Annotated in this window: 31 protein-coding genes and 1 pseudogene; 31 read left to right on the forward strand and 1 reads right to left on the reverse strand. The window is 60.0% G+C overall.

Going from position 1 to position 25,987, the window contains the following annotated elements; translation table 11 throughout:
* Window positions 1-144 precede the first annotated feature (144 nt).
* The 29 genes and pseudogenes from AACW30_RS22295 (at window position 145) to AACW30_RS22435 (ending at window position 23,464) form a co-directional block, all read left to right on the forward strand.
* Entirely contained in the window at window positions 145-489 is a 345-nt protein-coding gene (locus AACW30_RS22295; protein WP_200623390.1) for a phage holin family protein, read from the forward strand.
* Between the two features lie 206 nt (window positions 490-695).
* Window positions 696-1,292 (forward strand): terminase small subunit, encoded by a 597-nt coding sequence (locus AACW30_RS22300; protein WP_200623392.1) that lies wholly within the window; start codon window positions 696-698, stop codon window positions 1,290-1,292.
* Window positions 1,293-1,295: 3 nt separating this feature from the next.
* On the forward strand, window positions 1,296-3,320 hold the full coding sequence (locus tag AACW30_RS22305; RefSeq protein WP_200623394.1) for a phage terminase large subunit family protein: 2,025 nt from the start codon (window positions 1,296-1,298) through the stop codon (window positions 3,318-3,320).
* Window position 3,321: 1 nt separating this feature from the next.
* Window positions 3,322-3,528: a phage head-tail joining protein gene (locus AACW30_RS22310; protein WP_032889620.1), complete on the forward strand. Its 207-nt coding sequence runs from the start codon at window positions 3,322-3,324 to the stop codon at window positions 3,526-3,528.
* A complete protein-coding gene (locus tag AACW30_RS22315) occupies window positions 3,528-5,009 on the forward strand; it encodes a phage portal protein (RefSeq protein WP_200623396.1) in 1,482 nt (493 codons plus the stop codon). Before AACW30_RS22310 ends, AACW30_RS22315 begins: the two co-directional genes overlap by 1 nt.
* Complete coding sequence (locus AACW30_RS22320) at window positions 5,006-6,148, forward strand: head maturation protease, ClpP-related (protein ID WP_200623397.1); 1,143 nt, start codon at window positions 5,006-5,008, stop codon at window positions 6,146-6,148. The genes AACW30_RS22315 and AACW30_RS22320 overlap by 4 nt, the downstream gene beginning before the upstream one ends.
* A complete protein-coding gene (locus tag AACW30_RS22325) occupies window positions 6,145-6,483 on the forward strand; it encodes a head decoration protein (RefSeq protein WP_200623398.1) in 339 nt (112 codons plus the stop codon). Before AACW30_RS22320 ends, AACW30_RS22325 begins: the two co-directional genes overlap by 4 nt.
* A 63-nt stretch (window positions 6,484-6,546) precedes the next feature.
* Window positions 6,547-7,542: a major capsid protein gene (locus AACW30_RS22330; protein WP_119739030.1), complete on the forward strand. Its 996-nt coding sequence runs from the start codon at window positions 6,547-6,549 to the stop codon at window positions 7,540-7,542.
* Window positions 7,543-7,544: 2 nt separating this feature from the next.
* The gene (locus tag AACW30_RS22335) at window positions 7,545-7,865 is read left to right on the forward strand and encodes a head-tail joining protein (protein ID WP_200623399.1); all 321 of its coding nucleotides are present in this window, start codon (window positions 7,545-7,547) and stop codon (window positions 7,863-7,865) included.
* Window positions 7,862-8,521, forward strand: coding sequence for a hypothetical protein (locus AACW30_RS22340; RefSeq protein ID WP_200623400.1), 660 nt, complete (start codon window positions 7,862-7,864; stop codon window positions 8,519-8,521). Before AACW30_RS22335 ends, AACW30_RS22340 begins: the two co-directional genes overlap by 4 nt.
* On the forward strand, window positions 8,521-9,036 hold the full coding sequence (locus AACW30_RS22345; RefSeq protein ID WP_200623401.1) for a hypothetical protein: 516 nt from the start codon (window positions 8,521-8,523) through the stop codon (window positions 9,034-9,036). Before AACW30_RS22340 ends, AACW30_RS22345 begins: the two co-directional genes overlap by 1 nt.
* Window positions 9,037-9,065: 29 nt before the next feature.
* The gene (locus tag AACW30_RS22350) at window positions 9,066-9,599 is read left to right on the forward strand and encodes a phage baseplate assembly protein V (protein ID WP_200623606.1); all 534 of its coding nucleotides are present in this window, start codon (window positions 9,066-9,068) and stop codon (window positions 9,597-9,599) included.
* Window positions 9,600-9,655: 56 nt separating this feature from the next.
* Window positions 9,656-9,934 (forward strand): hypothetical protein, encoded by a 279-nt coding sequence (locus tag AACW30_RS22355; protein WP_200623402.1) that lies wholly within the window; start codon window positions 9,656-9,658, stop codon window positions 9,932-9,934.
* A 5-nt stretch (window positions 9,935-9,939) separates the two neighbouring features.
* A complete protein-coding gene (locus tag AACW30_RS22360; RefSeq protein WP_200623404.1) occupies window positions 9,940-10,266 on the forward strand; it encodes a GPW/gp25 family protein in 327 nt (108 codons plus the stop codon).
* On the forward strand, window positions 10,263-11,150 hold the full coding sequence (locus tag AACW30_RS22365; RefSeq protein WP_200623406.1) for a baseplate assembly protein: 888 nt from the start codon (window positions 10,263-10,265) through the stop codon (window positions 11,148-11,150). Before AACW30_RS22360 ends, AACW30_RS22365 begins: the two co-directional genes overlap by 4 nt.
* A complete protein-coding gene (locus AACW30_RS22370; protein ID WP_200623407.1) occupies window positions 11,147-11,752 on the forward strand; it encodes a phage tail protein I in 606 nt (201 codons plus the stop codon). Before AACW30_RS22365 ends, AACW30_RS22370 begins: the two co-directional genes overlap by 4 nt.
* The gene (locus AACW30_RS22375) at window positions 11,749-13,353 is read left to right on the forward strand and encodes a phage tail protein (RefSeq protein WP_234452495.1); all 1,605 of its coding nucleotides are present in this window, start codon (window positions 11,749-11,751) and stop codon (window positions 13,351-13,353) included. The genes AACW30_RS22370 and AACW30_RS22375 overlap by 4 nt, the downstream gene beginning before the upstream one ends.
* A 2-nt stretch (window positions 13,354-13,355) precedes the next feature.
* A complete protein-coding gene (locus AACW30_RS22380) occupies window positions 13,356-13,787 on the forward strand; it encodes a phage tail assembly chaperone (RefSeq protein ID WP_200623408.1) in 432 nt (143 codons plus the stop codon).
* A gap of 102 nt (window positions 13,788-13,889) precedes the next feature.
* The gene (locus AACW30_RS22385; RefSeq protein ID WP_200623409.1) at window positions 13,890-15,056 is read left to right on the forward strand and encodes a phage tail sheath subtilisin-like domain-containing protein; all 1,167 of its coding nucleotides are present in this window, start codon (window positions 13,890-13,892) and stop codon (window positions 15,054-15,056) included.
* Window positions 15,057-15,068: 12 nt separating this feature from the next.
* Window positions 15,069-15,572, forward strand: a complete 504-nt coding sequence (locus AACW30_RS22390; RefSeq protein WP_200623410.1) for a phage major tail tube protein — start codon at window positions 15,069-15,071, stop codon at window positions 15,570-15,572.
* Between the two features lie 14 nt (window positions 15,573-15,586).
* Window positions 15,587-15,862 (forward strand): annotated as a pseudogene (locus AACW30_RS22395) (phage tail assembly protein); the annotation flags it as partial.
* Window positions 15,863-15,901: 39 nt separating this feature from the next.
* Window positions 15,902-16,186: a phage tail assembly protein gene (locus tag AACW30_RS22400; protein WP_234452500.1), complete on the forward strand. Its 285-nt coding sequence runs from the start codon at window positions 15,902-15,904 to the stop codon at window positions 16,184-16,186.
* Window positions 16,187-16,336: 150 nt separating this feature from the next.
* Window positions 16,337-19,201: a phage tail tape measure protein gene (locus AACW30_RS22405; protein ID WP_200623412.1), complete on the forward strand. Its 2,865-nt coding sequence runs from the start codon at window positions 16,337-16,339 to the stop codon at window positions 19,199-19,201.
* Window positions 19,202-19,211: 10 nt separating this feature from the next.
* The gene (locus AACW30_RS22410) at window positions 19,212-20,057 is read left to right on the forward strand and encodes a phage tail protein (protein WP_119739059.1); all 846 of its coding nucleotides are present in this window, start codon (window positions 19,212-19,214) and stop codon (window positions 20,055-20,057) included.
* Entirely contained in the window at window positions 20,032-20,238 is a 207-nt protein-coding gene (locus tag AACW30_RS22415; RefSeq protein WP_032888644.1) for a tail protein X, read from the forward strand. The genes AACW30_RS22410 and AACW30_RS22415 overlap by 26 nt, the downstream gene beginning before the upstream one ends.
* A 99-nt stretch (window positions 20,239-20,337) precedes the next feature.
* Complete coding sequence (locus AACW30_RS22420) at window positions 20,338-21,384, forward strand: phage late control D family protein (RefSeq protein ID WP_200623413.1); 1,047 nt, start codon at window positions 20,338-20,340, stop codon at window positions 21,382-21,384.
* 48 nt (window positions 21,385-21,432) lie between these two features.
* Complete coding sequence (locus tag AACW30_RS22425) at window positions 21,433-21,996, forward strand: glycoside hydrolase family 19 protein (protein ID WP_200623414.1); 564 nt, start codon at window positions 21,433-21,435, stop codon at window positions 21,994-21,996.
* On the forward strand, window positions 21,978-22,520 hold the full coding sequence (locus tag AACW30_RS22430) for a lysis system i-spanin subunit Rz (protein WP_200623415.1): 543 nt from the start codon (window positions 21,978-21,980) through the stop codon (window positions 22,518-22,520). The genes AACW30_RS22425 and AACW30_RS22430 overlap by 19 nt, the downstream gene beginning before the upstream one ends.
* A gap of 149 nt (window positions 22,521-22,669) precedes the next feature.
* Window positions 22,670-23,464: a DNA adenine methylase gene (locus tag AACW30_RS22435; protein ID WP_200623416.1), complete on the forward strand. Its 795-nt coding sequence runs from the start codon at window positions 22,670-22,672 to the stop codon at window positions 23,462-23,464.
* Window positions 23,465-23,469: 5 nt separating this feature from the next.
* On the opposite strand, the gene AACW30_RS22440 is transcribed toward AACW30_RS22435, so the two are convergent.
* Window positions 23,470-24,171, reverse strand: a complete 702-nt coding sequence (locus tag AACW30_RS22440; RefSeq protein ID WP_200623417.1) for an SOS response-associated peptidase family protein — start codon at window positions 24,169-24,171, stop codon at window positions 23,470-23,472.
* Window positions 24,172-24,272: 101 nt separating this feature from the next.
* Between AACW30_RS22440 and AACW30_RS22445 the strand changes: the two genes are divergently transcribed.
* Window positions 24,273-24,698 carry a LexA family protein gene (locus tag AACW30_RS22445; RefSeq protein WP_200623418.1) on the forward strand — a complete coding sequence of 142 codons (426 nt, stop codon included), beginning with the start codon at window positions 24,273-24,275 and terminating at the stop codon, window positions 24,696-24,698.
* The gene (gene umuC, locus AACW30_RS22450) at window positions 24,691-25,968 is read left to right on the forward strand and encodes a translesion error-prone DNA polymerase V subunit UmuC (protein ID WP_200623422.1); all 1,278 of its coding nucleotides are present in this window, start codon (window positions 24,691-24,693) and stop codon (window positions 25,966-25,968) included. The genes AACW30_RS22445 and umuC overlap by 8 nt, the downstream gene beginning before the upstream one ends.
* Window positions 25,969-25,987: the final 19 nt, after the last annotated feature.

The following is a 25,987-nucleotide window of genomic DNA, read 5'->3' on the forward strand; positions in this document are numbered from 1 at the left end:
GGTGGCATTAAAACAGGGTTGCTGCCACCGGAATCCACCTGTAAAAAGTAGTCATCTTCGATAGGTGCGACCGCGAGCAGCGGGACACACCACCACACTAGACCCGGCCATTGCGCCGGGTTTTTGCGTTTATGGGGTAGGGCGATGACAAACGAGCAGCAAGCGCTTATTGAGATGCCGATCTGGATGGTGATCCTGCTATCCCTGATCGGCGGTATTTCCGGCGAGGCATGGCGGGCCGACAAAGCGGGGGTAAGCGGCTGGTCATTGGTTCGCCGCTTGCTGCTTCGATCCGGGGCCTGTGTGGTCTGCGGGCTCTCCACCATGATGTTGTTGCACGCATCGGGCATGTCGGTCCTGGCGGCGGGGAGCATTGGCTGCCTCACCGCGATGGCCGGCGCCGATGTCGCCATTGGCCTGTACGAACGCTGGGCCGCCAAGCGGTTGGGTGTGTGCGATGTGCCGCCCTCGGGCAGCGGGCAGACCTGATGCTCTGGAGGCCACGAAATACGTGGCCTGTAGAGGGTTGCATCAAAGTGGTGCGCCGAAAATTCGCCGGGGACCCTGGCAGCATTCGAGGGACACGGGGCATGAAACCCGCGGGAAAGCGTTAGCGGGTGGGCTGCCAGCTTACTGAAATTCAATCGATTGAAATTGAAAGGTTTCCATTGAAAAGCCGTTGAAAAGGAGGGCTTATGACGGATCCACTGTTCCTGTCTAAAAGCGCTTTCGCGGCTCGTATCGGCAGGACGCCGAGTTACATCACCTGGCTCAAAGGCAACAACCGCCTGGTGCTGTCGCCTGACGGCAAGATGGTGGACGTGCTGGCAACCGAAGCGCTGATCCTCGAAACCGCCGACCCCAGCAAGGCCGCCGTCGCGGCTCGACACCAGCAAGACCGGATCCAGCGTGACGTTTACAGTCAACTGTCCCCCCTGGTCGAGCCGACTAACACGGCTGCGCCGCAGCAGCCCATCACCGTCAAGGGTCATGACTTCCAGAAGGCTCGCGCCATGCGCGAACACAATCTGGCACAACTGGCCGAGATCGAGTTGCACAAGGCGCAGGGCTCCCTGGTCGCCAGGGATGCCGTCGAGCTGGGCGCCTACAACGCCGGGCGCCATCTGCGTGACCAGTTGTTCGGCCTCCTGCCCCAGCTGTCCCACAAGTTGGCAGTGATGACCGACCCCTGGGACATCGAAAAACACCTGACGGCGACACTCCGTAAATCACTGGAAGAGGCTGAGCGCATGTCCTCGTCCGACCTTGAACGAGCAATGACGACGAGCTGACCCATGACCACGGAATTTCCTGACGGTGACCGTGCGTACCGTGAGGCGTATTTCCGTGGGCTACGACCCGACCCAGACCTGTGGATCGATGAGTGGGCCGACGAGTACATGCGCATCCCACGCGACACGGGCGCACCTGAGCCCGGCCAGTACCGCACTGAGCGCACGCCGTACGCTCGCGAACCCATGCGCTGCCTGTCGCCTGCCCATCCGTGCCGGCGAGTGATCACCATGGTGGCTTCGCAGCTGATGAAAACGCAGATCGCCTTGAACTGGATGGGCGGCCTGATCCATATGGCGCCGTCCAATATTCTGGCGCTGCTGCCCAGTCTGAGCCTGTCAAAACGGGTCTCCGGGCGGATCAGCAAGACCATCAAGGCCACGCCGGAATTGGCGAAGCGCGTAGCGGCCAGCCGCTCGCGGGATGCGCGCAACACCATGGACACCAAAGAGTTCGAGGGTGGCGCTCTGTACGTCACCACGGCGGGCTCTGCGGCCAACTTGTCGGAGCTGTCGGCACGCTACATCTACGGTGACGAGGTCGATCGGTGGGAAAACGATGTCGGCCAGGAAGGCGACCCCGTCGTGCTGGCCGAAACCCGGGCGACCAACTTTGGCCGCAACGCCAAAATCTACTTCTCCAGCTCGCCCACGTACAAGGGCGCTTCGCGGATCTCGGACCTGTTCGAGTCCAGCGATCAGCGTTACTACTACGTGCCATGCCCCACCTGCGGGCATATGCAGGTGCTGGAGTGGGAGCGGCTGCTCTACAGCAAGGATTACAAGACGGTTCACTACCAGTGCGCCGCGCCTGAATGTGACGTCCTGATCGAGGAGCATCACAAGACTGACATGCTCGCTCGTGGAGAGTGGCGTGCCCATGGCAGCGGCGATGGCAAGACGGTGGGTTTCCACCTGAACGCGCTCTATTCGCCGATTGGTTGGAAGGACTGGGCCTCGCTTGCCGAGGAGTTCGAAGACGCCAAGAAGGCCCAGGCCAAGGGCGACATGGGCCTGATGCAGGTGTTCTACAACACCCGACTCGCCAAGGTCTGGGACAGCGCGCAAGAGCAGACCAAGGCAGAAGTGCTGGTCGCTCGGGCACGGCTGGAGACCTACACCCTTGGCAGCATGCCGGTGGGCGTACTGATGCTGACCGGCGCCGTCGACGTCCAGGCCAACCGCCTGGAACTGATGGTGATGGGCTTCGGTGTCGGCATGGAACGCTGGGTGGTCGACCACCAGGTGATCTGGGGCGACCCTGCCGATGAACGCACCTGGGCGGTGTTGGACGAAAAACTCAAGGTTCGATATCGGCATCCGTGCGGTGTCGCGTTGGCGATCCTTGCGACGGGCGTCGACTCCGGCGGTCACCACACCGACGAGGTGTACCAGTTCTGCCGTGTGCGGCGCTGGCGCAACATCTTCGCCATTAAGGGCGCGAGCAAGCCCGGCAAACCGGTGATTGCTCAACGACCGTCCATGGTCGATGTGACATGGAAGGGTCAGACCGAACGCGGCGGCGCCGAGCTGTGGTTCGTCGGTACCGACACCGCGAAGGACTGGATCTACAACCGCTACGCTTTCGAGGACGGGCCTGGCTCGCTGCACTTTGCCAACGACCTGCCGGACGACTTCTTCGCCCAGTGCGTGGCCGAGCGCAAGGTCGCCCGGTACGTCAAGGGCTACAAGCGTATCGAGTGGGTCAAGGGCAAGGCCGAGCGCAACGAAGCGCTCGACCTGATGGTGTACTGCCTGGCGATGGCGCATTACCTGGGCATCAACCGCTACCAGGAACACGACTGGGAGCGGGTACGCCAAGCGCTGGCTCAGTCCGGTTTGTTCGACGATGTGTTGGGCGTCAAGCCCATACAAGGCGAGCGCGTCGACGCTGACGAAACACCAGCACCGGTTGCGGCGCGTCAGTCGCTACCTGCACCGCCACCTGCAGCACCTGTGGCCCAACCGCGACCTGCTACACCCCCACAACGCCGCAGCTCCACCAGCGGTTACCTGAAGAGACGCTGATATGTCGTTTACCCCCAAGCACCTCGAAGCCATCGAGCGCGCCATTGCACGCGGTGAAAAGACCGTGCGCTACAGCGACCGCACGGTGGAGTACCGCTCTATAGACGAACTGCTCAAGGCCCGCGACGAAATTCGCACGTCGCTGAGCCAAGCCGCCGGGCCGCGCTCTCGCGTGATCCGGCTTACCCACGGAGGCAAGGGAATCTAATGGCTCGACATTATCCGACGCTGACCCGTAATGGATTCTTGCTGCCGTCGAACATCAAGGCCAGTTACGAAGGCGCCGGTGAGGGCCGACGCTCGGCCAGTTGGGAAGCCACCGACAACGGCATCAACAGCATCAACACCCCGGCCCTGCGCAACCTGCGTGCGCGTTCGCGGGCGGCGGTGCGTAATGACCCGTACGCGTTCAACGTCATCGACAAACGCGTCAGCAACCTGATCGGCACCGGCATCACGCCCAGGCCGACCACGGACGACGCCGAGCTGCGCAAGCTCAAGCAGCAGCTGTGGGATGACTGGGTGGATGAGGCGGATGCCGATGAGCTGACCGACTTCTACGGCATGCAGGCTCTGGTGGCGCGCACCGTTGAAACGGCCGGTGAATGCTTTGTGCGATTGCGACCCCGCAGCCCGAGCGAGGGTTTGGCAGTGCCGCTGCAGCTGCAGGCGCTGGCCCCTGAATTTGTCCCTCACGACAAGTTCGAGATGGCCAAAAACGGCAACGTTATCCGCGCCGGGATCGAGTTCAACCCGGCGGGCAAGCGTGTGGCGTATTACATGTACCTGTCGCATCCCCGCGACTCGTCGTCGTTGAACGCTGGCTACAACCAGTTGGTGCGTGTACCGGCAACCCAGGTGCTGCACATCTTCGAACCGATGGAGCCCGGTCAGTTGCGCGGTGTCCCACGTTTGGCCCCGGTGCTGAAGCGCCTGCGCAGCTTGGATAACTACGACGACGCGGTGCTGTTCCGTCAGGAGGTGGCGAACCTGTTTGCGGGTTTCATCAAGCGCCCGGCACCGGAGGCTACGCAGCAGCCTCGCGATCCCGTTACTGGCATGCCATTGAACATTGACCGCGACGGCTTCACGCCGATGGTCGCCTTGGAGCCCGGCACAATGCAGGAGCTGGGGCCAGGTGAAGAGGTGGAGTTCTCCAAGCCACCGGACGCCGGCAACAACTACCCGGACTTTATGCGGCAGCAGTTGATGGCTGCTGCGGCGGGTTCGGGCACACCGTACGAAATCCTCACCGGCGACATGCGCGAGGTCAATGATCGCGCGCTCCGGGTGGTGCTCAACGAGTTTCGGCGGCGTCTGGAGCAACTGCAGTTCGGCGTGTATGTGCACCAGTTGTGTCGCCCGGTGCGGGCTGCCTGGATGGACATGGCGGTGTTGTCCGGTGCTCTGGTGCTGCCGGACTACGCGCAGCGTCGCCGCGAATACCTGCGCACACGCTGGGTGCCACAAGGCTGGGCCTACATTCAGCCGGTGCAGGACGTCCAGGCCCGGCGGATGGAAGTGCAGGCGGGCTTTGGTTCGCGCAGCGAGATGTGCCTGCGCAACGGCTACGACGCGGAGACCATTGACGCGGAAAACGCCGCCGACCTCGCCCGGTCCGCGGAACTCGGCCTCAACTACACCACGCTTGATGCCATCGAGCCGAATGACGACAAGGAACAATCATGAGTAAAAAAGCCAAGCCCCGCGTCTTTGACAAGGAGGGCAAGCAGGTCAAGGTCGCCGACAAAAGCTGGTACACCCTCCAGGCCAGCGGCGAAGCCGAGCAACGCAGCATCGAAATCTTCGTATACGGCGAGATCGGCGCCTGGGGCGTCACCGCCAATCAGTTCGTGCAGGATCTGCGCGCCATGGACGACGGGGCGTCACCGGTGATTGTTGCCTTCAACAGCATCGGCGGGGACTTGTTCGACGGCCTGGCGATCCACAACGCATTGTCGCGCCTGGGAGAGCGCTGCACGGGTCGCATTGATGCCCTGGCAGCGAGTGCGGCCAGTGTCGCGGTGTGCGGCGCTCACCGAGTGGTGATTGCGGCCAATGCCATGTTGATGATTCACAACCCGTACACCTATGCCGGTGGAGATGCCGAAGACTTTCGCCGTGTCGCGGATGTGCTGGACCAGACCCTGGAAGCGATCATCGCGGCCTACAAGGCCAAGGCGCCGGACATCGACGAAGCCGAGCTGCGGCGGATGGTCAATGCTGAAACCTGGCTCACGGCCAACGAGGCGGTGGCGCTGGGCCTGGCCGATGAGGTGGGCGACGGTTTGAAGGTCAGCGCCTGTCTCGGCCAGGGCAGTGTGCTGCAGCGTTTCCAGCATGCTCCGGCTGAATTGCTTGCCCAGCTTGATGAAGAACCGGACGTCGATCCGGCCGAGCCCGTCGATCCACCGGCACCGGCGCCTGTATTGGACGCTGCCAGGTTGGCGCTGATGGTCACGCAGGGTTGTGCAGCGGCGGGCATCAGCAACCTGGTGGACCCGATTCTCGCTGTGACGAAGTTGGAAAGCGAAGCCGTGATCCAGGCCGCGCTGACCAAGGCCAAAGCCCTGCACGGCCTGTGCGTAGCAGCACGATTGCCAGAGCTGACCGGCGAGTTCATCAGCGCTGGACTCGACGAAGCTGCAGTCCGCGCGCGGTTGTTCGACAAGCTGGTGGGCAGCGGCGGCGGCTTTGAAATCAACAACAGCCTACCGCTTGACGATGACCCAGCCGCAACGATCAAGGCCAAACAGGTCGACACTCACTCAATCTGGGCCAGCCGTCAGGCGGCACAGAACGGAACCTCGAAAGGAGCAAGACCATGAAAACTGAATCGATGCACGCGGGCGAGTTCCTGCTGTCCGAAGGCGCTGGCAACATTTCCCGCGAAGCGATCAACGTCGCCGCTGGTGCCGCTTTGGAGCCTGGTCAGATTCTTGGCCTGGTCACACTCACCGGCGAGTTCGCCCCGTATAAGTCGACCGCCGAAGACGGCACCGAAAACGCTATCGCTATCCTCTATGGGCCGCTGGGCGAATCGGATGTGCCACGTCGCGGTCGCGCGATCGTGCGGCTTGCCGAGGTCAGCGAAGCACATTTGACCGGCCTCGATCCCGCTGCTGAAAAGGCCCTGGCTACCCATTTCGTGATCGTCCGCTAAGACGTTCACCCCCTTTTTATTCATCCCGCTGCGTGCGGGATTTTTCATTTCTGGAGAGTACCCATGGCCGATATCGCCATTTTTGAAGACGATGCGTTCAGCGTCTCCTCGCTGACCGCTGCAATCAATGACCAGGAATACCTGCCAGGGCGCATCAGCAGCCTGGGCCTGTTCCGCGAAGAGGGTATCAGCACGCTGACCGTGCAGATCGAGAAGGACGGCGACACCCTGGCCCTGGTACCGGCGGGTGAACGCGGTACTTCGGGCTTGGTGGTCGGCGCGACCAAGCGTCAGCTGATTCCGTTCAACACCGTGCACCTGCCCGAACGCTTCACCATCAAGGCCGACGAGATCCAGGGCATTCGCGCGTTCGGTACCCGCAGTGAGTTGCAGGCCGTGCAGGACGTGGTCAACAAGCGCCTCGCGAAAGCGCGCCGCCAGTTGGATGCCACCCACGAGTTCCAGCGCATGGGCGCGTTGAACGGCCAGGTACTGGACGCCGATGGCAAGACGGTCCTGTTAGACATCTATAAATCGTTCGGCGTGAATCGCCAGAAGCTTCAGATGGGCTTGAACAGTCCAGACACCGAGCTGCGGGTCAAATGCGGCGAAGCGTTGGACATGCAGGAGGAAGCCCTCGGCAGCGTCACCAGCAGCGGCTCCCGAGGCATGTGCGGCAAAAACTTCTGGAACAAGCTGATCGTCCACAAGTCGGTGAAAGAGACGTACCTCAACACCATGCAAGCCGCGTCCCTGCGTGGCGATGCCCGTGAGAGCTTCGAGTTCGGCGGGATCGTCTGGGAGCGCTATCGCGGCAAGGTTGCCGGCGTTTCGTTCGTCCACGACGACAAGGCGCTGCTGATCCCTGAAGGCGTGCCGGACCTGTATATCTCGTCCTTCGCACCGGCTGACTACATGGAAACGGTCAACACCCAGGGCATCCCGTACTACAGCAAGATCGAGCCGCTGCCGTTCAACAAGGGCGTCGCCGGTGAAGCCCAGTCCAACCCGCTGCACCTGTGCACGCGGCCTCGGGCGCAGATCCTGCTGGAGATGTGACCGTGGCCTTCCGCGAACTGATCGACGACATCGACGCGGTGGTGTTCGAAACACTGGGCGATACCGCACGGATCGAGGGTCGTGACGAACCAGTGCTCGGCATGTTCGCGGCGCCCTGGTTGCAGCCCAAGCTCGGCAAGCTGAACACCGGCTTGCGCGAGCCTCGGTTTGAAATCCGCGTCAGCGATTCGGAAGGCTTGAAACGCGGCCTATTGGTCAGCGTCGATTTGCCTCCCTTGGATGGCGGCGGCGATTACGACCTGCTGCAGTTGGAGCCGAGTGGCGACGGTCTGATCGCCTTGATTCTGAGGTTACGCCCATGAGCATCGGTAGCTACTACAAGCCCTCGGCGGGCGGCGGGATGATCTCCATCCAGTCGTCCGCCGCAGACCTGCAGGCGTTTCAGGACTTTGCCAAGTTGGTGCCCAAGGCTGCTGCGACTGCTCATCGTCGAGCCATCAACAAGACGCTCGGGTGGTTGCGCACGCATATCGCCCGGGCGGTCAGTCGGCAAGAGCGCATTGCTGTCGCGGCGGTGCGTCAACGGTTGCGCAGTTACCCGGTGTCCGGCGGGGCTTCGAGCGGCAAGCTGTGGTTCGGTTTGAACGCTATCGAGTCCAGCCGGATCGGCCGCGCGCGACAGACAGGCAGCGGTGTGTCGGTGGCGGGGCGGCGGTATCAAGGCGCGTTTCTCAAGAAGGTTTACGGAAACCAGCCGGATATTTGGATCCGTACCGCGAGCAAGCACTTCAATGCTGACGATTACCCTGACAGCACGGTGTCGCCGGGGCGCGGGCCGAGTTCGGGATGGGTGGCGGAAAATGGCAGTCGCTTTCCGCTGGCAAAGGCGAAGGTCTCTCTGGAGCAAGCCCGTCCCCACTTTGAAAGCTGGGTACAAAAGGCTGATGAACGCTTACTGGAGATCCTGAAACAGGAACTCAACTTTGAGCTGCAGAAATACCTCAAGAGGGTCGGGTAATGGCTGACAAACCTTTTAGCCTGGACCAGCTTTACCAAGCGGTCGAGCAACACCTGGTGAGTCATTTGCCAGGAGTTCAGACAGTGAGAGCCTGGCCGAACATTCAGGATCGCATTGCGTTACCGGCAGTGTTCCTGGAGCTGGCCGAGATCGAGCCCGGTACCGATATCGGCACGGGCGAAACTGCATTGGTCTGTAAGTTCGAAGCGCGGATCATCGTTGACCCCATCGATCCATTGCATCAGCAGCAGGCGGTGCAGTTGGTTACCCAACTCGCCGTTTTACTGCGGGCACAGACCTGGGGGCTGGCGGTCGAGCCAGCAGAGTTCGTTCAGGCCTTGCAGGATTGGACCCAGCCGGCTTTGGATGGCTACACGGTGTGGCTGGTGGAGTGGACGCAGCAAGTGTATGTCGGTCCCGAGGAATGGCCGTGGCCTGACCAGCCGCCGGGCATGCTGTTGTTTGGCTTCAACAACGATGTCAAAGAGGACTTTGTGCCGGCGGAGGACATGTGAGCGGCTATGCCAGCGCCCAGCATGACCGCATGCTCGCCGGGGTGGTGAAGGATTGTTATGTGGTGGCGCTCGACCTGGCCGCCTCGCCGCCGGTGTGCCGGGTGTCCGATGGCGAATGGGTCAGCGCCTGGGTGCGCTGGCACAGTATTGCCGCCGGCAAGGCAAGGCACTGGCGGGCGCCATCCATGGGCGAGCAGGGGACTTTGGTCAGTGCTAGCGGTGACGTGGCCCAAGGCACTTTCATCCCGGGTTTGTATGGCAATGCCGGCCCACCACCGGATAACCGCGATCATGTGGAAGTCTGGCGCTTTGATGATGGCGGCTCGCTGATCTACGACTGGCAGGCCAAGAGCTACAGCATCACCGTGCCGAGCGGTACGGTGACGATCAAGGTCGCCAGTACAGAGGCGGTCATCACGGACAGCGCTGTGAATGTAACCACCGGAAACGTCAATCTGAAAGCGGCGGTGCTGATCGACGGTGCATTGCACGTTACAAAGGGCATCACCAGTGCCGGCGCGATCATTGATGCCGGCGGTAACAGCAACCATCACACGCATTAATTTCAATCCCCAACAGCCCGCCCAGTGCGGGTTTTTTTACACCTGGAGTTTGCCTTATGAGTAAGTCTCGAACTGATGGCGATTCGGCCGGGGCCGTCGAAGCGATTGCGGTTGTGGGGTTGAAGCCCGCGCCGCTTGGTTTTTCCGCGACTGCTGACGTGGTGGAGCCCATCGGCCCCGCGCGTGTCTTTCGCGACAAGGTCTTCACCTCGCGAACACTGATCATGCCCAGCGGCGAGACACTTCCTGTTGTTGCAGGACGCGTCACTGCATGTGGCGATGATCAATATGCGTTCTTGAAAGCGCATCCAGACCTGGAGCAATTGAAGGGGTAATCACAATGATCGGAATGGACCGCCACACCGGCCAGCCCATTTCCGGCATCGCGCACTTGCGCCAATCAGTTCCTGACATCTTGGGCACGCCATTGGGCAGCCGCCGGCATCGGTTGGATTACGGCAGCAAGCTACGGCGGTTCGTTGACTTGCCCGTTACTGAAGGCTGGAAAAGCGCTGTACAGGCGGAAGTCGCCCGCGCTCTGGGGCGCTGGGAACCGCGCTTGAAACTCGATCAGGTGCGCGTCCTGTCTGTTATCGGCGGACAAATTAACCTGAGGATCGTCGGGCAATACCTGGGCGACAGTGTCACGCTGGAGGTGGCCGCATGAGTATCGTAGATCTGTCGTCGTTGCCGGCTCCTACCGTGTTGGAACCGCTGGACTTCGAAGAAGTTTATCAAGAAGGGCTGGGGGTTTTTCGCGGATACATGGGTGGCAACTGGACTGCCGCGCTGGAAAGCGATCCCGTGGTTAAGGTGCTGGAGGTTGGCGCTTACATCAAGGTCGGCAACCGCGCGCGGGTCAACGACGCCGCCAAAGCGGTGTTACTGGCGCATGCCATCGGCGGAGACCTCGATCATTTGGGGGCCAACGTCAATCTTAACCGGCTGGTCATCCAGGCCGCGGATCTGCTTGCAGTACCGCCTGTGCCAGAGGTCAAGGAGGACGACGATCCGTTTCGGGAGCGCATTCAGTTGGCCTATGAGGGGCTGACCACGGCCGGCCCGCGTAACAGCTACATCCTTCATGCGCGCAATGCCTCGGGGTTGGTTGCCGATGCGACCACCGAAAGTCCGGCACCTTGCTACGTTACGGTGACGGTGTTGAGTTTGGAAGGTGAAGGCGAGGCGTCACCGGAGCTGCTGGCTACGGTGGCCGTCGCGCTGAATGACGACGACGTGCGGCCCGTGGCTGATCGGGTGACGGTGCAGAGCGCCCAGGTGATTCGTTACCAAATTGAGGCGATTTTGCACATGACCAGCGCTGGGCCCGAATCAGATGCCAGTTTGGCCGAGGCGAAAAGTCGATTGGGGGCCTGGATCAATCCGCGCAAGCGGCTGGGTGTTGAGGTGGCGCAGTCCGGGGTAGATGCTCAGTTGCACGTTGCCGGCGTTTCCCGGGTTGAACTGGTCGGCTGGCAGGACTTGTCCCCGACCAAGGCTCAGGCCGCGTTCTGTACGGGCTACACCGTGAAGTTGGCAGGGCAGACATGAAAAGCCTACTGCCGCTCAATAGCACGCAACTGGAACGCGCCATGGAGGCGACGTTTTTCGAGAAAACGATTATCCCGCTGCGGACCCTGTACAACGCCGATACCTGCCCTGTCCACCTGCTGCCCCACCTGGCGTGGGCGTGGTCGGTAGACCGCTGGGACTACCGATGGACCGAGGCGACCAAGCGGGCCGCCATCAAGGCCTCTTACTACATCCACAAACACAAAGGCACGATTGGCGCGCTGCGCCGTGTGGTCGAGCCCCTGGGCTACCTGATCGAGGTTATTGAGTGGTGGCAGACGGTGCCCCTAGGTGTGCCTGGTACCTTCGCGTTGAAAGTTGGTGTGCTGGATACGGGCATCACCGAAGAGATGTACCAGGAGCTGGAGCGCCTAATTGATGACGCGAAGCCTGTAAGCAGGCATCTGACCGGTTTAGCAATCAGTCTCGAAGCACGCGGCGACATATACATCGGCGTTTCCCTTTACGACGGCGATGAAATCGACGTCTACCCACCTGTCATGCGTGACATTGAGGTCAATGGCACCTTCGGTGTAGCCGGGCGCGAACACACTATTGATACCCTGGACGTGTACTCATGATCGATGTGAACTCTCAGTTTTTCGCCATCCTTACAGACGTAGGGGCGGCAAAACAGGCCAACGCCAATGCACTGGGCATTCCTTGGAAGCTCACCCATATGGGTGTCGGTGATGCGAACAACATGGACCCTATCCCGTCGGCAAAGCAAACAAAGCTGATCAATGAGTGGCGCCGCCGGCCACTCAATCAATTGCGTATCGACTCGGTCAACTCCGCTGTCCTCATCGCGGAGCAGATCATTCCCGCTGATGAAGGTGGGCGATGGATTCGTGAAATCGGCTTATACGACGAAGCTGGCGATCTGGTCGCTGTGGCCAACTGCGCGCCAACCTTCAAACCTCTCCTTTCACAGGGATCTGGACGTACTCAAGTCATCCGCATGAACTTTGTTGTGTCCAGTACGGCCAACATCGAGTTGAAAATTGACCCTTCGGTAGTTTTGGCCACACGGGAATACGTCGACCAAGGGGATGCAAAGAAACTTCCGCTTGCAGGAGGCACCCTGACCGGACCGCTCGTGGCCGGCGCGGGCGTCCGGTCTAAAAAGGGCTTACCGAAAAGCGATGCTGCGAACCTCGGTTTTGCATTTGGCGTAGATGGCGACACTGGCCTGTTTGCGACTGAAGGCTCTACACCTCAAGCAGGTAGCGACATCGTCATCATGTCTGACTCGACTGAGTTGGCCAGTTTCGGCGCCTTGAAATCAAAGGTTCCGAACGCATTACTTACGGGCGGCACAATCCCGACAGCCCCCCCTGGAACAGTCAATACCGGCTTGGCAAATACTGAGTTTGTTCAAGCAGCTGTAAAGAAAGCGATCGATGCTTTGGTCAATGGTGCGCCAGGTGCCCTAGATACCCTTGAGGAGCTTTCCAAGGCGCTTGGGGGTGATGCCAATTTCGCCACAACCGTCACCAATGCCATTGCCGCTAAGCTCCCGCTGTCGGGTGGTCTGATGACCGGTGCACTGCGTGCGAAAACTGGCGCGGCGGGCTACAACAACCCGAACAACTGCGGCTTTGTCTTTGATCCAGACACCGGATTATTCAGCAGTGGCGACGGAGAGATCGCGCTGGTGTCGAACGGCGATGTTCTGTTGCGCAAGCATGCAGGCGGAGCGGTGCAGTCCCTCCGCCAAATTCGGGCGCCAAAGGGCGCGCCTGATGCGGGCAACTCATCCGCATTGGCGGGATATTCGTTCGACGAAGACGGCGATACAGGGATGTTTGCGGAGGGGGGCGTATCCGTCGGTAGCTCCGACCTCGTTTTTAGGGTTGACGGTGGCGAAGCAGGTCGAATCAAAGCGCTGATGAAGTCCTCTGCCAAGAATGGTTGGGGGCGGTTTCTGAATGGGCAGATTATGCAGTGGTGCGAATTCTCAGTTAAGCACGTTGCGGGCGCTGTGGTTGGGTGGAATCTTACATTCCCTACCTCCTTTCCTGTGCGAGTCATGCAATCGGTAATTAGCGTTGGCAACGGCATTGGCGCGACTTCACTATCCTGCAGCGTCGAAGGCTTAAGCCTTAGCGGCGCGTCCGGCTATGTGTATTCCAATGACGACACCACACGCATCTATCGTCTTTTGGTAATTGGAGAATAACTATGACCGTCTTTTTTTGTCCGTCCAGCGCGTCCTTTTTCGATGCCGACATCTACGGCGATCAATTGCCAGAAGACGCGGTAGAGATTACCGAGGATCTGCGTCAGGAGTTGCTAGAGGCTCAATCCCTTGGCAAGCAAATCGTTGCCGACAAGGCCGGTCAGCCGGTAGCTGTCGATCGCCCGGGCCCGACCATAGAGCAGCAGTGTGAGCGAGAGCGGTTCTGGCGCGATTCGCTTCTGGCGAAAACCGACACGATGGTCACCCGACATCGTGATGAACAGGACGCCGGCCGTGCTACAACGCTAACGTCTGCCCAGTATCAGCAGATGCAGGCCTATCGGCTGGATCTACGTGACTGGCCCGCGAACCGATCGTTTCCTTCTGATGCTCATCGTCCGGTCTTACCTGACTGGCTTGCAGACCTAACATAACGCCCCGTACAGACGGGGCGTTTTCTATTGCGTCACGACTAACACGAACATCCCAACAGCCTCGCTCACGCGGGGCTTTTTCGTTTCTGGAGATCGAGATTTATGAGTTTCTTTCACGGCGTTACCACGACCGACATCAAGACAGGGGCGCGCACTATTTCCTTGCCGTCGTCTTCCATTATCGGGCTGTGCGACACCTTCACCCCGGGCGGGCTGGATGGTGGCACTGCCAAGGCCGGCGAGTTGAAGTTGATCACCTCTGAGCGCGAAGCCATTGCCGCTTTCGGTGCTAATTCGGCGATCACCAAGTCTTGTAAGGCGATCTATACCAAGGCTAAGGCTGTGATCGTCGCCATCGGCGTGCCGAAGCTGGAAGACGCGGCGTTGCAAACCTCGGCGATTATCGGCGGGGTTCTGGCGTCGGGACAGCGCACCGGCCTGCAGGCGTTGCTTGACGGCAAAAGCCTGTTCAACGCACAGCCGCGGCTGTTGATTGCGCCTGGGCACACGGCCAAGCAAGCGGTGGCCACCGCGCTCGATAGTCTGGCGCAGAAGCTGCGTGCGATCGGCATTCTCGACGGTCCTGGCACCACCGATGAGGCCGCCATGCTCTACGCCGATAACTTCGGCAGTCGCAACCTGTTCATGGTTGACCCGGGCGTGCAGTACTGGGACACCGAACTCAGTCAGACGGTTGATGCGCCGGGCTCGGCCTGGGCAGCGGGTCTGTTTGCTTGGACCGATGCTGAATATGGTTTCTGGGCGTCGCCGTCGAACAAAGAGTTCACCGGTATCACCGGCACGACCCGGGCTGTCGAGTACCTGGATGGCGACGAGACGTGCCGAGCCAACCTGCTGAATAACGCCAATATCGCGACGATCATTCGCGACGACGGCTATCGCCTGTGGGGTAACCGCACTCTGTCGAGTGATCCGAAGTGGGCCTTCGTCACGCGCGTTCGCACGCTGTTCATCCTTATGGATGCGGTGCAGGCCGGACACAAGTGGGCGGTAGACCGCTCGATCACCAAGACCTACGTCAAGGATGTGACTGATGGCCTGGAAGCGTTCATGCGCGACCTGAAAGCCCAGGGCGCGATTATCAATTTTGAGGTGTACCCGGACACCGAGCTGAACACGGCCAGCCAGATCGCCCAGGGCAAAGTTTATTGGCGCATCCGCTTCACCGACGTACCGCCGGCAGAAAACCCGAATTTCCTTTTCGAAGTCACCGATCAGTGGATGACCGAAGTTCTTGAAGCAGCCTAAGGGGCCTGGAAAATGATTCCTCAAACTTTGTTTAACACCAACCTGTTTGTTGACGGCGTGAACTTCTCCGGCGACGTGCCAAGTCTGACCCTGCCCAAGCTGACGGTTAAGACCGACGAGTATCGCGGCGGTGGCATGGCCGGTCCCATCGAGATGGCCCAAGGGTTGGAAAAAATGGAGCCGTCCTTTGTCACCAAGGGCGTGCGCCGTGAGTCGTTGAAGTACTTCGGCTTGGCCGATGGCTCGGCCTTCAACGCGACGTTCCGGGGGGCTTTCAGGGGGCAAAAGGGAGCAGTGACGGCCGTAGTTGCCACCATTCGCGGTTTGCTCAAAGAGGTCGACCTGGGAGACTGGAAGGCCGGTGATTCGGCGGAGATCAAGCACGCCGTTGCGGCGTCCTATTACAAGCTCGAAATCGACGGCCGCGTCATGTACGAAATCGACATGGTCGCGGGTATTCAAGTCGTCGACGGCAAAGACCAGCTTGCCGACATTCGCACCGCACTCGGCCTTTAAGGGAATAGATCCAGATGAATCAAGCAACTGTTAAAAAAGTGCCGGCCTGGTTGTCTCTCAGTGCGCTGGCTGCCGTCGTGACGCTCACGCGTCCAAGCAACGCCAACGGCGTGCTGGTCGAAACGTTCACCTTGCGTGCCCCGGTCGTGCGCGAAGTTCGGGCTGCCGATAAGGCGTCGAATGGTGATGAGGAACAGCGTGAGCTGATGTTGTTCGCAGGGTTGGCCGAGGTGGGGGTTAAGGATCTTGAAGGCCTCAAGCTGACGGACTATCGCCGTGTTCAAGCCGCTTATTCGCACCTGGTTCCCGAAACCGACTACACGGACGAAATGCCATCGTGGTTGTCGGTGACCACCGATCAGGCCGTGGTGACGCTTTCCTGTCCGAGTGAAATCAACGGGGTGTCGGTCGATACATTGGCCCTGCGCTCCCCGACAGTGGGCGACGTGCGCGCGGCAAATCGGGACGCTGCCGGTGATGCTGAGCAGCGTGAGCTGGTGTTGTTTGCCTCGCTGGCCGGCGCGCCTATTGCGGATCTGGAGGGCCTGAAGCTGGTGGATTTTAACCGCCTGCAGGCCGGCTATTTTCGCATGGACCAAGACGACGGGATTTGATCCTGCCGTCATAAAAATGGCCGCGAAACGTCTGGCGGCGGAAACCGGATTTTCCGCCGCCGAGATTCAGTCAATGCCGTTTGCCGAGATGGTGTGGTGGCTCACGGATTGAGCTGCCTTCGGTAACGCTGTGCAAATGAGGGCCATGACATGGCGAACAAAATCGCCCTCGGGCTGGTGATCGGCGGCGCCGTCAGTTCGACTGTCGGTGCTGCGTTTAAAGATGTAACAGGGCGCATCAAGCGTCTTGAGGCGGAAGGCAATAAGGCGCGTGTTCTACAGCGCACTATCGGCGACACCATTCGCTTGCGTGACGAATGGAAGAAAGCCCATGACAGCGGCTCTGAGGGCGCCTCCAAGCTGCTGGGGCGATTGAACTCCAATCTCGACAGTTTGAAAAAACAGGGCATCGAGGTCGGTCGGCTGGAAAAAGCCTATCGCTCCATGGGACAGACCGCCAACAAAGCCGAGCTTAAGGCCCGGGGGCATCAGCAACTGGATGCTGGTAAGAACGGCATGAAAAGCACAGTCGGCGCCGCTGTTGTTGGTGTCGGCATGCTCGCTGTACCGACCAAGGTTAGCGCGGACTTTGGGGCCATTGTTCGTGACATCGCGATCAAGGCCGGCATTGCCAACAAACCACAAGAAAAGGAGATGTCGCGCAAGATCATCGATACCTCTCGCGACACCGGCATGGCGCGTAACGATGTAGCCGACGTCGTCAACCAGTTGGTCGGCGCTGGCATGGAGTTGAGCAAGGCCCTCGAATATGCGCCGGTCGCGGCCAAGTTTGTTGTGGGCCAAGGGTCGAGCGGTGTCGACACGGCGAAGATGATCAACGCCCTGGGGCAAAACGCCAAGATCACCGACGCCAAACAGATGCAGCAGGCGCTTGAAGCGATTGCCTATCAAGGGCAGGCGGGCAGCTTTGAAGCATCCGACATGGCCAAGTGGTTCCCTGAGCTGTTGGCGGAAATGGGCAAGAATGGGATCACCGGCATGGATGCGGTGACTCAGTTGGGCGCGATGCTGCAAGTGCAGATGAAGACGGCCGGCAGCTCGGACGAGGCGGCCAACAACCTCAAAAACTGGATGGGCAAAATCGGCTCGACCGACACCGTCCAGGCCTACAAAAAGGCCGGCATCGACTACAAGGGGTCGATGCAGACCGGGTTGCAAAACGGCATGTCCACGCTTGAAACCAGCATGGCGTTGGCTCAGAAGTACATTCAGGCCACCGATCCGAAACGCGCTGCGGCGATGGCTGAAGCGACGTCGAAAATCAGCAAGGAAGCGGACCCGGAGAAAGCCAAGGCCATGATGACCTCTCTTGAGGAGTCATTGCGCACTGGCGACCTGTTCGCCGACATGCAGGTTAAGGCGGCGCTTACGGCGTTCATGCAGAACAAGGCGCTGTACGCCCAGCTTAAAAACGACTCGCGTGATGCCACGGGCATCCTCGACAAAAACCTCAGCGAGCGGCGTGAAGCGTCGTCGCAGAAGTGGGCCGAAATGGCTCAGTCGATGGATGACGCCATGCGCAGCGTGGGGGACGCACTGCGGCCTGTCACTGATACCGTGGCCGAAACGCTGACCAAAGTCACCAAGGGCATTACCTCGCTGTCTGACAGCGCGCCGGGGGTGGTGACGGGGATCGCAGCGGTTGGTGGCGGATTGATTGCGCTCAAAGGCCTGCTCAGCTCCTTCAAAATCGCTAAAGGGTTGCTCAACGTGGCGCGGGGCTCGCTGGGTGGCAAGTCCGGCGAAGTGCAAAAGGTCTTTGTGACCAACGCTGAGGACGGCAACGGCGGCGGAAATAATGGCGAGCCCAAAGGTAAGGCCGGCAAAGCGCTGTCGCTGGTGGAGACCGGGCTCAAGGCGGTTGCTGCCTTCAAGGGCCAGTCTGTCGATGGCGACGCAGATGCGGCGGGGGAAGGTGGCAAGAAGCCGGGCAAGTTCGATGTGATAGCGACCGGCCTCAAGGTGGTTTCTCTTGCCAAGGACGCCGCCTCAGGCGCTGATGATGGTGGTGCGGCGGCGGGATTGGAGGGTGACGGGGTCAAGAAAGTTTTCGTGGTTAACGCCGGATCCCTTGGTGGCGGTGCTGGAGGCCCGAGGGAAGCGCGTCGGCGTAAGCCCGGGTCGCGGCGCAACCCTCCGCGACGTCGGCCGCCGCCACCACGGGCGGGTCGACCACCGCGACCGCCAGTGCCACGCCCCCCGGTGCCCATCCCGCGGCCACCGATTCCACCGGTTCCGGTGCCCAGCGGTGCTTTGTCCAAGCTGGGCGGGGTCGTGCAAGCGGTCGGTAAGATCGGTAAAGCCGCCAAGATGATACCCGGAGGCTCGCTGATGGAGGCCGGCGCCATGGCCTTCGAGACCTATGAGACCGCCAAGACCAAGGATGAAAAGGCCGAGGGCTATGGCGCTGCCGCCGGCAACCTTGCCGGCACTATGGCGGGCGCTGCAGCCGGGGCGGCGATTGGCTCCGTGGTACCGATCATTGGCACCGCAATTGGCGGGCTGGTGGGTGCTTACTTGGGCAGCATGGGCGGCTCTGCGCTGGGTGGAGCAGCGGGTAAATCTTGGTTTGGTGGTGATGACGAAAAGCCCGCTCCACCGGTAACGCCGTTGCTGATGGCGCCCCGGCCGGGTCCAGCTATTCCGAGCCTGGCCACCATGGGCAAGTCATTCAATGGCGCGAGTGGTTCGGGTGCGCTGCTGATGGCACCAGCACCTCAGGCACCGGCGATGGGGGATGCGGCACGCTCCCTGGCAGTGTCCGCGCCGATCAAATCGGCGGCGGTGGCAATTCAGCCTAAAGAGACGGAGAGGTCTGCACCGGCCAAGGTAGATCAGAAGTTTGAATACTCACTGAGTATGCCGGTAACGGTGCAGGGGGATGTGAAAGACCCGCAGCGCCTGGCGCAAGACCTCATGCCGCACATGCGGTTAATGATGGCAGATGCGGCCAAACAAAACGCTGCGAAGCTGTACGACGAACCGCACCTGTAAGGAGGCCTCCATGGCTTACATGGAACAAATGCTGTCGAGCCTCAAGTACCTGGTCGAGGCTGGGGAGGCTGGGCGGCGCAGTGCTGACGGCATGCTGGGGCCGGTCAATGGCGCCATTCGGGAGTTAACCGGCGCTGCGTCCGAGCTGGAAAACATCCCGTTCGTGGGGCCGACTGTCGGTGCCAAGCTACAGCGGGTGATGCGCGGCGTGGATGCAGCACAGGCCAAGGTCGGCCAGGTGGTATCCGTGTACGGCCGTGCGACACGGGCGGCCGCCGAAGTTCAGGAACGGATGGGCGCGCTGAAAGAACAAGCGGGCAAGGCTGCGACGGCGATCAATAAGATTGCCGGAAAGGTCAGCCCGTCGTTGGCTAACATCGTGCCCACCAGCGCATTTGCCATGGATGCCACACCGGCACCGGAAGCCGTGAAGCCGTTCCCGCATTTGCTGATTATCCAGCCCCGTGACCCTAAGGAGCAGCCGTACTATTTCAATTTGGACACTGCGGCCTTTGACGAACTGAGTCGCTCGACCGAATTTCGCTGGGCCTCACAGGAGCGCCTGTCGCGCCGCCCGGCGCAGCAGGCGGTAGGCATTGGAGACGACAAGTTAACGCTCAAAGGGACGATTTACCCAGGCTTCAAGGGCGGGCTTAAGCAGCTCGACACGTTGCGCAGCATTGGGGCAAAGCTTCAGCCGCTGAGCCTGACCACCGGCTACGGCGATGTGATCGGCACCTGGTGCCTGAAAAACATCAACGAGGAGCAGGGCGCGCTGTTGCACGGCGGGATTCCGCGTAAACAAGGGTTCAGTCTGGAGTTTGTGCGCTATGGCGACGACATGCAGAACGTCTGACGGGGACATGCTCGATGTCATTTGCCATAACGTTTATGGCCATCTGAACGGTAGCACCGAGGCGGTGCTGGACGCCAATCAGGGGCTGGCGGATGAACCCCAGCCCTACCGCGCCGGTGTGGTGATCTATCTGCCCGATCTGCCCAGCCCGACCGGGGAGGGGGTCAGCTTGTGGGATTGACCTCGGGCGCTCCCGACGTCGCCGGCCCGTTGCGTTACACGTGACGGCCATTTGATTTTCTGTGACCCGCCATGTGCGGGCTTTTTTTGGACTAAATCCATGACACCGATGTTTCGAATCGTGGCGGATGGCGCCGATGTGACGGCCAAAATCAATGATCGGTTGCTGCTACTGCGCACCTCTGACAAGCCCGGGATGGAGTCCGATGAGTTTGAACTTCGCATCGATGACCGAGACGGACAGGTGCTGCTGCCTAGGCGTGGCAGCTCTATCGAGATCTACCTGGGCTACGCGGAAACATCTTTGATGCGCCTGGGGCGTTACGCGGTGGACACGGTCGAAGTGTCGGGTCCACCGGAAACGATAGTGATCAAGGGCAAGGCCAGCGACATGCGCGGCAGTGGCAAAACCATCCGCAGCGGAAGCTGGGAGGACGTGCCGCTGTCGAAAATCGTGGCCGATATCGCGGCGCGCAATGGTTGGCAGGCGGTGTGTCCGGTGGCAACGAAGGTCGCCCGGGTGGATCAGCTCAACGAGTCCGATTTTAATTTCGTCACGCGCCTTGCCAAGCAATACGACTGCACGGCCAAGGTGGCCGACGGCAAGCTGTTGGTGATGCCACGTCAAGGCAGCCAGACTGCCAGCGGCAAGACCTTCGGCGCGATCACCCTGACGAAGAGCGATCTCAGTCGATGGCAATTCAGCCTTGGGGATCGCAACTCTCACAAGGCAGTGGCGGCCAAGCATCAGAACAAGAAGGACGGCAAGCTGTCGGTAGTCACCGTTGACAACGACGACGCCCCAGATGGATTGCCGGCGGTGCATACCGATCGGCATATCTACCCGAACAAGACCGCCGCCGAGGCAGCCGCCAAGGCACGGCTGGCGGCGTTCAATCGCTCGACCGCCGACGTGCGTTTTGAGATGCCTGGCCGGACAGACATTTTTGCCGAACGTCTGATCAACGCCCAGGGCTTTAAAGTCGGCCTTGATGGCGAGTATCTGGTGGATTCGGTCGAGCAGGTGTTCACCCAGTCTGGCTGGTCGACCACGGTGGAGTGCAATGCCGGCAAGCAAGGCAAATCTAAAGGCAAGAAAAAGAAAGAAAAGAAGCCGCTCAAGGTAGTGAGCGTCGAGAAGCTGTAGCGCATCCTATCGCCGCCTGAGTGCGGTTTTTTTATGTCTGGAGTTTTTATGTCTGTTACCGAGCAACAGCTGCAACGCATCATGCCGAACGCCCGCCGCCAAGCGGGCGTTTTTGTATCTGCCCTGAACGCGGCCATGGGGCATCGACAGATCAACACACCCAAACGACAGGCCGCGTTCCTCGCGCAGGTCGGTCACGAGTCGGGTCAACTGCAGTACGTCCGTGAGCTGGGCGGCGATAAGTACCTGAGCAAATACGACACCGGTACCCTGGCTGCCAAACTCGGTAATACCCCGGAACCAGACGGCGATGGACAGCGCTATCGTGGTCGCGGCCTGATCCAGATCACCGGTCACGACAACTACCTGCGCTGCAGCCTGGCACTGTTCGGCGATGAGCGATTACTACGCACGCCGGAGTTGCTTGAACTGCCCGAGTGGGCAGCAGAGTCTGCCGCATGGTTCTGGTCGGTAAACGGATTGAACGCGCTCGCGGATCAGGAGCAATTCAACACCATCACCCGGCGGATCAACGGCGGGTTGAATGGCCTGGAGGATCGCTTGCAGATCTGGGCCAGGGCGAGGGAGGTGCTATGCGTCTCCTCGACCTGATCCCTGCTCAATACCGCATCGCGGCCATCGGTGTGTTGCTCATGATCTTGGTAGCCGGGTCTGCGGCCCTGGCATGGACCGCTCAAGGCTGGCGTTACGGCCAGCAGCTGGAGCGCCAGGCCAGGCTGCAGGCTGACACCCTCAACGAGTTATCCCAAGCCGCTGCTGCCCTGCAGCGCACTGAGCAGGAGAAGCGCTTCGCCCTGGAGCATCGCCTGCAGAACAAAGACGAAACCCACCACAAGGAATTGACCGATGAGCAAACGAAGCAGGCTCGTCTGCGTGATCGCCTGGCTACTGCTGATCTGCGGTTGTCAGTCGTACTCGCCGCCACCGATGCCACCAGCAGCTGTTCAGTGTCAACCACCGCCACCACCGGCCGCGTGGTTCATGGCCCCACAAGAGTCCAACTTGACCCAGCGCATGCTCAACGAATTATCGGAATCACCGATGCCGGCGACCAAGGATTGATCGCCCTGCGGGCCTGTCAGGCCTACGCAAAAGAAGTTTCTACATCGAAGTAAAAGGAGCGGCCGGGTAGGATGCGTCAACATCCAACCCGACCACCTTCCCCGCAGAACGTCCCTGCAAGTCCAGCCAAGGCTCCTGCTTCGTGCACAAAGCGGAGCGAGCCTAGCACTGTTTATCTATACAGCAAAGGTCTTGCTTTTATATGTCCACACCCATCATTCCTTGGATGGGCGGCAAACGCCGCCTGGCCGACCGCCTTATCCCGCTCTTCCCGCCACACGAATGCTACGTTGAAGTCTTTGCCGGCGGCGCCGCGCTCTACTTCATGCGCCCCCAGGCCGCTCCTGTTGAAGTCCTTAACGACATCAACGGCGACCTGGTGACGCTTTACCGCGTCGTGCAGAATCACCTGGAAGAATTCGTGCGCCAGTTTAAATGGGCGCTCAGTTCCCGCCAGGTGTTCGAGTGGCAGAAGATGACCCGCCCGGAAACCCTCACTGACATCCAGCGTGCCGCCCGGTTCTTCTACCTGCAGCATCACGCCTTTGCCGGCAAGGTGACGGGGCAGACGTTTGGTACCGCGACCACTGGCCCGGCCATCAATCTGCTGCGGATTGAGGAAAACCTATCGGCAGCGTGGCAGCGGCTGTCCGGTACCTACGTTGAAAACCTTGGCTGGCTTGAGTGTGCCGAGCGCTATGACCGTCCTCATACCTTCCACTACATGGATCCTCCTTACTGGCAGACGGCAGGTTATGGTGTGGATTTTCCCTTTGAGAATTACGAGCGCATGGCCGACTTCATGCGGCGCTGCAAAGGGAAGGTCATGGTCAGCGTCAACGATCACCCGGATATTCGACAGGTATTTGAAGGCTTTCACTTTGAGACGCTCGATATCCGCTATTGCAATACCAATCAGCGTCAGGGAAAGGCTGAGGTTAGCGGTGAACTGGTGATCATGAACTGGGAGCCGGCCGCACTGGGAGGGCTGTTCTGATAGCGTCAAACATCCTTGGATGGCACCGGCAGCAGTAAATCAGCTCCCTGGTTTTTTACATTCCCCACTGCTTTGCCAACGGCATACCACTCAAAGTCCTCCACAGGCTGACAACATTCCTTTGCTATTTCCTCGGCCCTGGTTGGGGGAAGGTTGGGGTCAATCCATTCCCTGGCGTGCTCAGGTGTTAGCACCAACGGCTTGCGGTCGTGGATGTCCACCATGCCCTGATCACTGGCGGCGGTGATGATCACGAACCCATCGCCGTCGTGCGGATCCAGGCCAGGATGCACTTGAGCAAGCACGCCAAAAAACATCGGCTTATGACTCTTCAGGCGAATGAAGTAGGGCTGCTTTCTCTTCGGATCGTCAGGGTCTTTGACCCACTCATACCATCCTTCACTCGGCACCAGGGCTCGGCCATTCGGCCAAAGTTGCTTAAAGAACTTCCCCGTGGTGACCGTCTCTACGCGTGCGTTGATCGGGTCGGGGCGTTTGCCCTTGGCCCAGAACGGCGCCCATCCCCATTTAACTGCATCGATATGCAGCCCATCCTCTGCGGTGTGCAGCAACTGAACCCGTGTCGACGGCGCGACGTTGTAGCGATCAATTGGCTGAGCGTCATAGCCGCTGAACAGCTCTATCTGGGGGCTCAACTCTTCAATGAAGATTGCCATCCCTTCGTACTGCACAAATCGTCCGCACATATGCCGTTCTCCGTCTGTCGAAATCCCCTACAGAAAAATTGACCTCAACCGTCCTACAAAGTTAACTGTACATTCGTACAGTGCATGTAAAAGGCCGCATCATGAGCTTCAACATTTTAGGTCCTATCGCCGAGGCAGGCGCGAAGCTGCCTATGTGTTCGTTCAAGGTTCCGGCTGGCTTCCCTTCGCCGGCAGCGGATCATATTGAGCAGCACATCTCCTTGGATGAGGTCCTGAATATCCGCGCACCGCACGTGTACCTGGTAGCCATCACCGGGGAAAGCATGCAAGGGATTGGTATCTTCGAAGGCGATCTCGCGGTGGTGGATCGTGCCATTGAGCCGGCGCACGGGCATGTGGTGGTGGCTCTGCTGAACAACGAGCCCGTTTGCAAGCGCCTATGTAAGCGCGGCCGGGAGGTGATCCTTCTATCAGAAAACCCTAAATACCCGGCGCGTTATGTGCTTGAAGGCGATGAACTCTCAATCTGGGGTGTGATCACCAGCACAGTGCGCAGCCATGTCTAAGCAGCAACCGACCTTTGCGCTGGTCGACTGCAACAGCTTCTATGCCAGTTGCGAGCGAGTGTTCCGGCCGGACCTGGCGAAGGTGCCTATTGTGGTGCTGAGCAATAACGATGGATGTGTAATCGCGCGCAGCTACGACGCAAAGCCGTACATCAAGATGGGGGAGCCGTATTTTCAGATCAAGCACAAGCTCAAGCAACACGGCGTTGTCGCGTTCTCCTCCAACTATGCGCTGTACGGCGACATAAGCGAACGCGTGATGAGTCTGATCGAGTCATTGGTGCCGGCAGTTGAGGTTTACAGCATTGATGAGGCATTCGCCGATCTGACCGGTGTCGGTGATTTAGATGCCTTGGGCCGGCAAATCCGCGCCCAGGTACTTCGCTGCACCGGCATACCTGTTGGTGTTGGTATCGCTCATACAAAGACCCTGGCGAAGCTGGCAAACCACACCGCGAAGCGCCTGCAATCGCAGACCGGTGGTGTGGTCAATATCACCGACCCGGTTAAGCGGGACTGGGTGCTGCGTAATACGGACGTGGCGGAGGTGTGGGGCGTTGGCCGAAAGATGAAACTTCACCTCGATACGATGGGCATAAAGTCTGCAATGGACTTGGCTAGGGCGGACCCGTGGACGCTTCGCAAGAAGTTCAGCGTTGTGGTCGAGAAGACGGCCAGGGAGCTGAGCGGCACGCCTTGCTTGGAGCTGGACGAGCCGGATCCACCAAAGCAGGAGATCTGCTGCAGTCGGATGTTCGGTCAGCGGCTGACGGAGCTGCCGCCTATCAAAGAGGCGGTGGCCACCTACATGATGCGAGCTTCTGAGAAGCTTCGCGCCCAGAACTCGCTGTGCAAGAAGGTGCGCGTGAGCATCCGTACCGGCATGTTCAATCCCGAAGAGGCGAAATACTCCAACGGTGTGGTGGTAGATATGCCTTACCCCACTGACGACGTTCGCCTGCTCACCCAGGCGGCGGTAGGGGCGCTTGATCGTATATTTCGACCAGGCTTCAAATATAGCAAGGCCGAGGTGATGCTGATCGACCTATGCCAGCCAGGCGAGTACACCGATGATCTGTTCGCTAAATCACAGCCGGCAGAGGCAACTCGGGTGATGACGGTTCTGGACCAAATCAACGAACGGTGGGGTAGGGGGACACTGCGATCAGCCAGCGTGCCCGTCAACCCTGAATGGGGTATGCGGCGTGAGATGATGAGCCAGAGCTATACAACGCGGCTTGATCAGCTTTGGTCGGTTGCCTGCGATTAGTCTCAGTATTCGAAAATCC

The sequence above is a fragment of the Pseudomonas sp. MF6747 genome, from assembly GCF_963890955.1.
GTDB lineage: Bacteria > Pseudomonadota > Gammaproteobacteria > Pseudomonadales > Pseudomonadaceae > Aquipseudomonas.

Coding starts and splice junctions, on each gene's coding strand:
- AACW30_RS22295 (WP_200623390.1), top strand. CDS start 145: ATGACAAACGAGCAGCAAGCGCTTATTGAGATGCCGATCTGGATGGTG.
- AACW30_RS22300 (WP_200623392.1), top strand. CDS start 696: ATGACGGATCCACTGTTCCTGTCTAAAAGCGCTTTCGCGGCTCGTATC.
- AACW30_RS22305 (WP_200623394.1), top strand. CDS start 1,296: ATGACCACGGAATTTCCTGACGGTGACCGTGCGTACCGTGAGGCGTAT.
- AACW30_RS22310 (WP_032889620.1), top strand. CDS start 3,322: ATGTCGTTTACCCCCAAGCACCTCGAAGCCATCGAGCGCGCCATTGCA.
- AACW30_RS22315 (WP_200623396.1), top strand. CDS start 3,528: ATGGCTCGACATTATCCGACGCTGACCCGTAATGGATTCTTGCTGCCG.
- AACW30_RS22320 (WP_200623397.1), top strand. CDS start 5,006: ATGAGTAAAAAAGCCAAGCCCCGCGTCTTTGACAAGGAGGGCAAGCAG.
- AACW30_RS22325 (WP_200623398.1), top strand. CDS start 6,145: ATGAAAACTGAATCGATGCACGCGGGCGAGTTCCTGCTGTCCGAAGGC.
- AACW30_RS22330 (WP_119739030.1), top strand. CDS start 6,547: ATGGCCGATATCGCCATTTTTGAAGACGATGCGTTCAGCGTCTCCTCG.
- AACW30_RS22340 (WP_200623400.1), top strand. CDS start 7,862: ATGAGCATCGGTAGCTACTACAAGCCCTCGGCGGGCGGCGGGATGATC.
- AACW30_RS22345 (WP_200623401.1), top strand. CDS start 8,521: ATGGCTGACAAACCTTTTAGCCTGGACCAGCTTTACCAAGCGGTCGAG.
- AACW30_RS22350 (WP_200623606.1), top strand. CDS start 9,066: ATGCTCGCCGGGGTGGTGAAGGATTGTTATGTGGTGGCGCTCGACCTG.
- AACW30_RS22355 (WP_200623402.1), top strand. CDS start 9,656: ATGAGTAAGTCTCGAACTGATGGCGATTCGGCCGGGGCCGTCGAAGCG.
- AACW30_RS22360 (WP_200623404.1), top strand. CDS start 9,940: ATGATCGGAATGGACCGCCACACCGGCCAGCCCATTTCCGGCATCGCG.
- AACW30_RS22365 (WP_200623406.1), top strand. CDS start 10,263: ATGAGTATCGTAGATCTGTCGTCGTTGCCGGCTCCTACCGTGTTGGAA.
- AACW30_RS22370 (WP_200623407.1), top strand. CDS start 11,147: ATGAAAAGCCTACTGCCGCTCAATAGCACGCAACTGGAACGCGCCATG.
- AACW30_RS22375 (WP_234452495.1), top strand. CDS start 11,749: ATGATCGATGTGAACTCTCAGTTTTTCGCCATCCTTACAGACGTAGGG.
- AACW30_RS22380 (WP_200623408.1), top strand. CDS start 13,356: ATGACCGTCTTTTTTTGTCCGTCCAGCGCGTCCTTTTTCGATGCCGAC.
- AACW30_RS22385 (WP_200623409.1), top strand. CDS start 13,890: ATGAGTTTCTTTCACGGCGTTACCACGACCGACATCAAGACAGGGGCG.
- AACW30_RS22390 (WP_200623410.1), top strand. CDS start 15,069: ATGATTCCTCAAACTTTGTTTAACACCAACCTGTTTGTTGACGGCGTG.
- AACW30_RS22400 (WP_234452500.1), top strand. CDS start 15,902: ATGCCATCGTGGTTGTCGGTGACCACCGATCAGGCCGTGGTGACGCTT.
- AACW30_RS22405 (WP_200623412.1), top strand. CDS start 16,337: ATGGCGAACAAAATCGCCCTCGGGCTGGTGATCGGCGGCGCCGTCAGT.
- AACW30_RS22410 (WP_119739059.1), top strand. CDS start 19,212: ATGGCTTACATGGAACAAATGCTGTCGAGCCTCAAGTACCTGGTCGAG.
- AACW30_RS22415 (WP_032888644.1), top strand. CDS start 20,032: ATGGCGACGACATGCAGAACGTCTGACGGGGACATGCTCGATGTCATT.
- AACW30_RS22420 (WP_200623413.1), top strand. CDS start 20,338: ATGACACCGATGTTTCGAATCGTGGCGGATGGCGCCGATGTGACGGCC.
- AACW30_RS22425 (WP_200623414.1), top strand. CDS start 21,433: ATGTCTGTTACCGAGCAACAGCTGCAACGCATCATGCCGAACGCCCGC.
- AACW30_RS22430 (WP_200623415.1), top strand. CDS start 21,978: ATGCGTCTCCTCGACCTGATCCCTGCTCAATACCGCATCGCGGCCATC.
- AACW30_RS22435 (WP_200623416.1), top strand. CDS start 22,670: ATGTCCACACCCATCATTCCTTGGATGGGCGGCAAACGCCGCCTGGCC.
- AACW30_RS22440 (WP_200623417.1), bottom strand. CDS start 24,171: ATGTGCGGACGATTTGTGCAGTACGAAGGGATGGCAATCTTCATTGAA.
- AACW30_RS22445 (WP_200623418.1), top strand. CDS start 24,273: ATGAGCTTCAACATTTTAGGTCCTATCGCCGAGGCAGGCGCGAAGCTG.
- umuC (WP_200623422.1), top strand. CDS start 24,691: ATGTCTAAGCAGCAACCGACCTTTGCGCTGGTCGACTGCAACAGCTTC.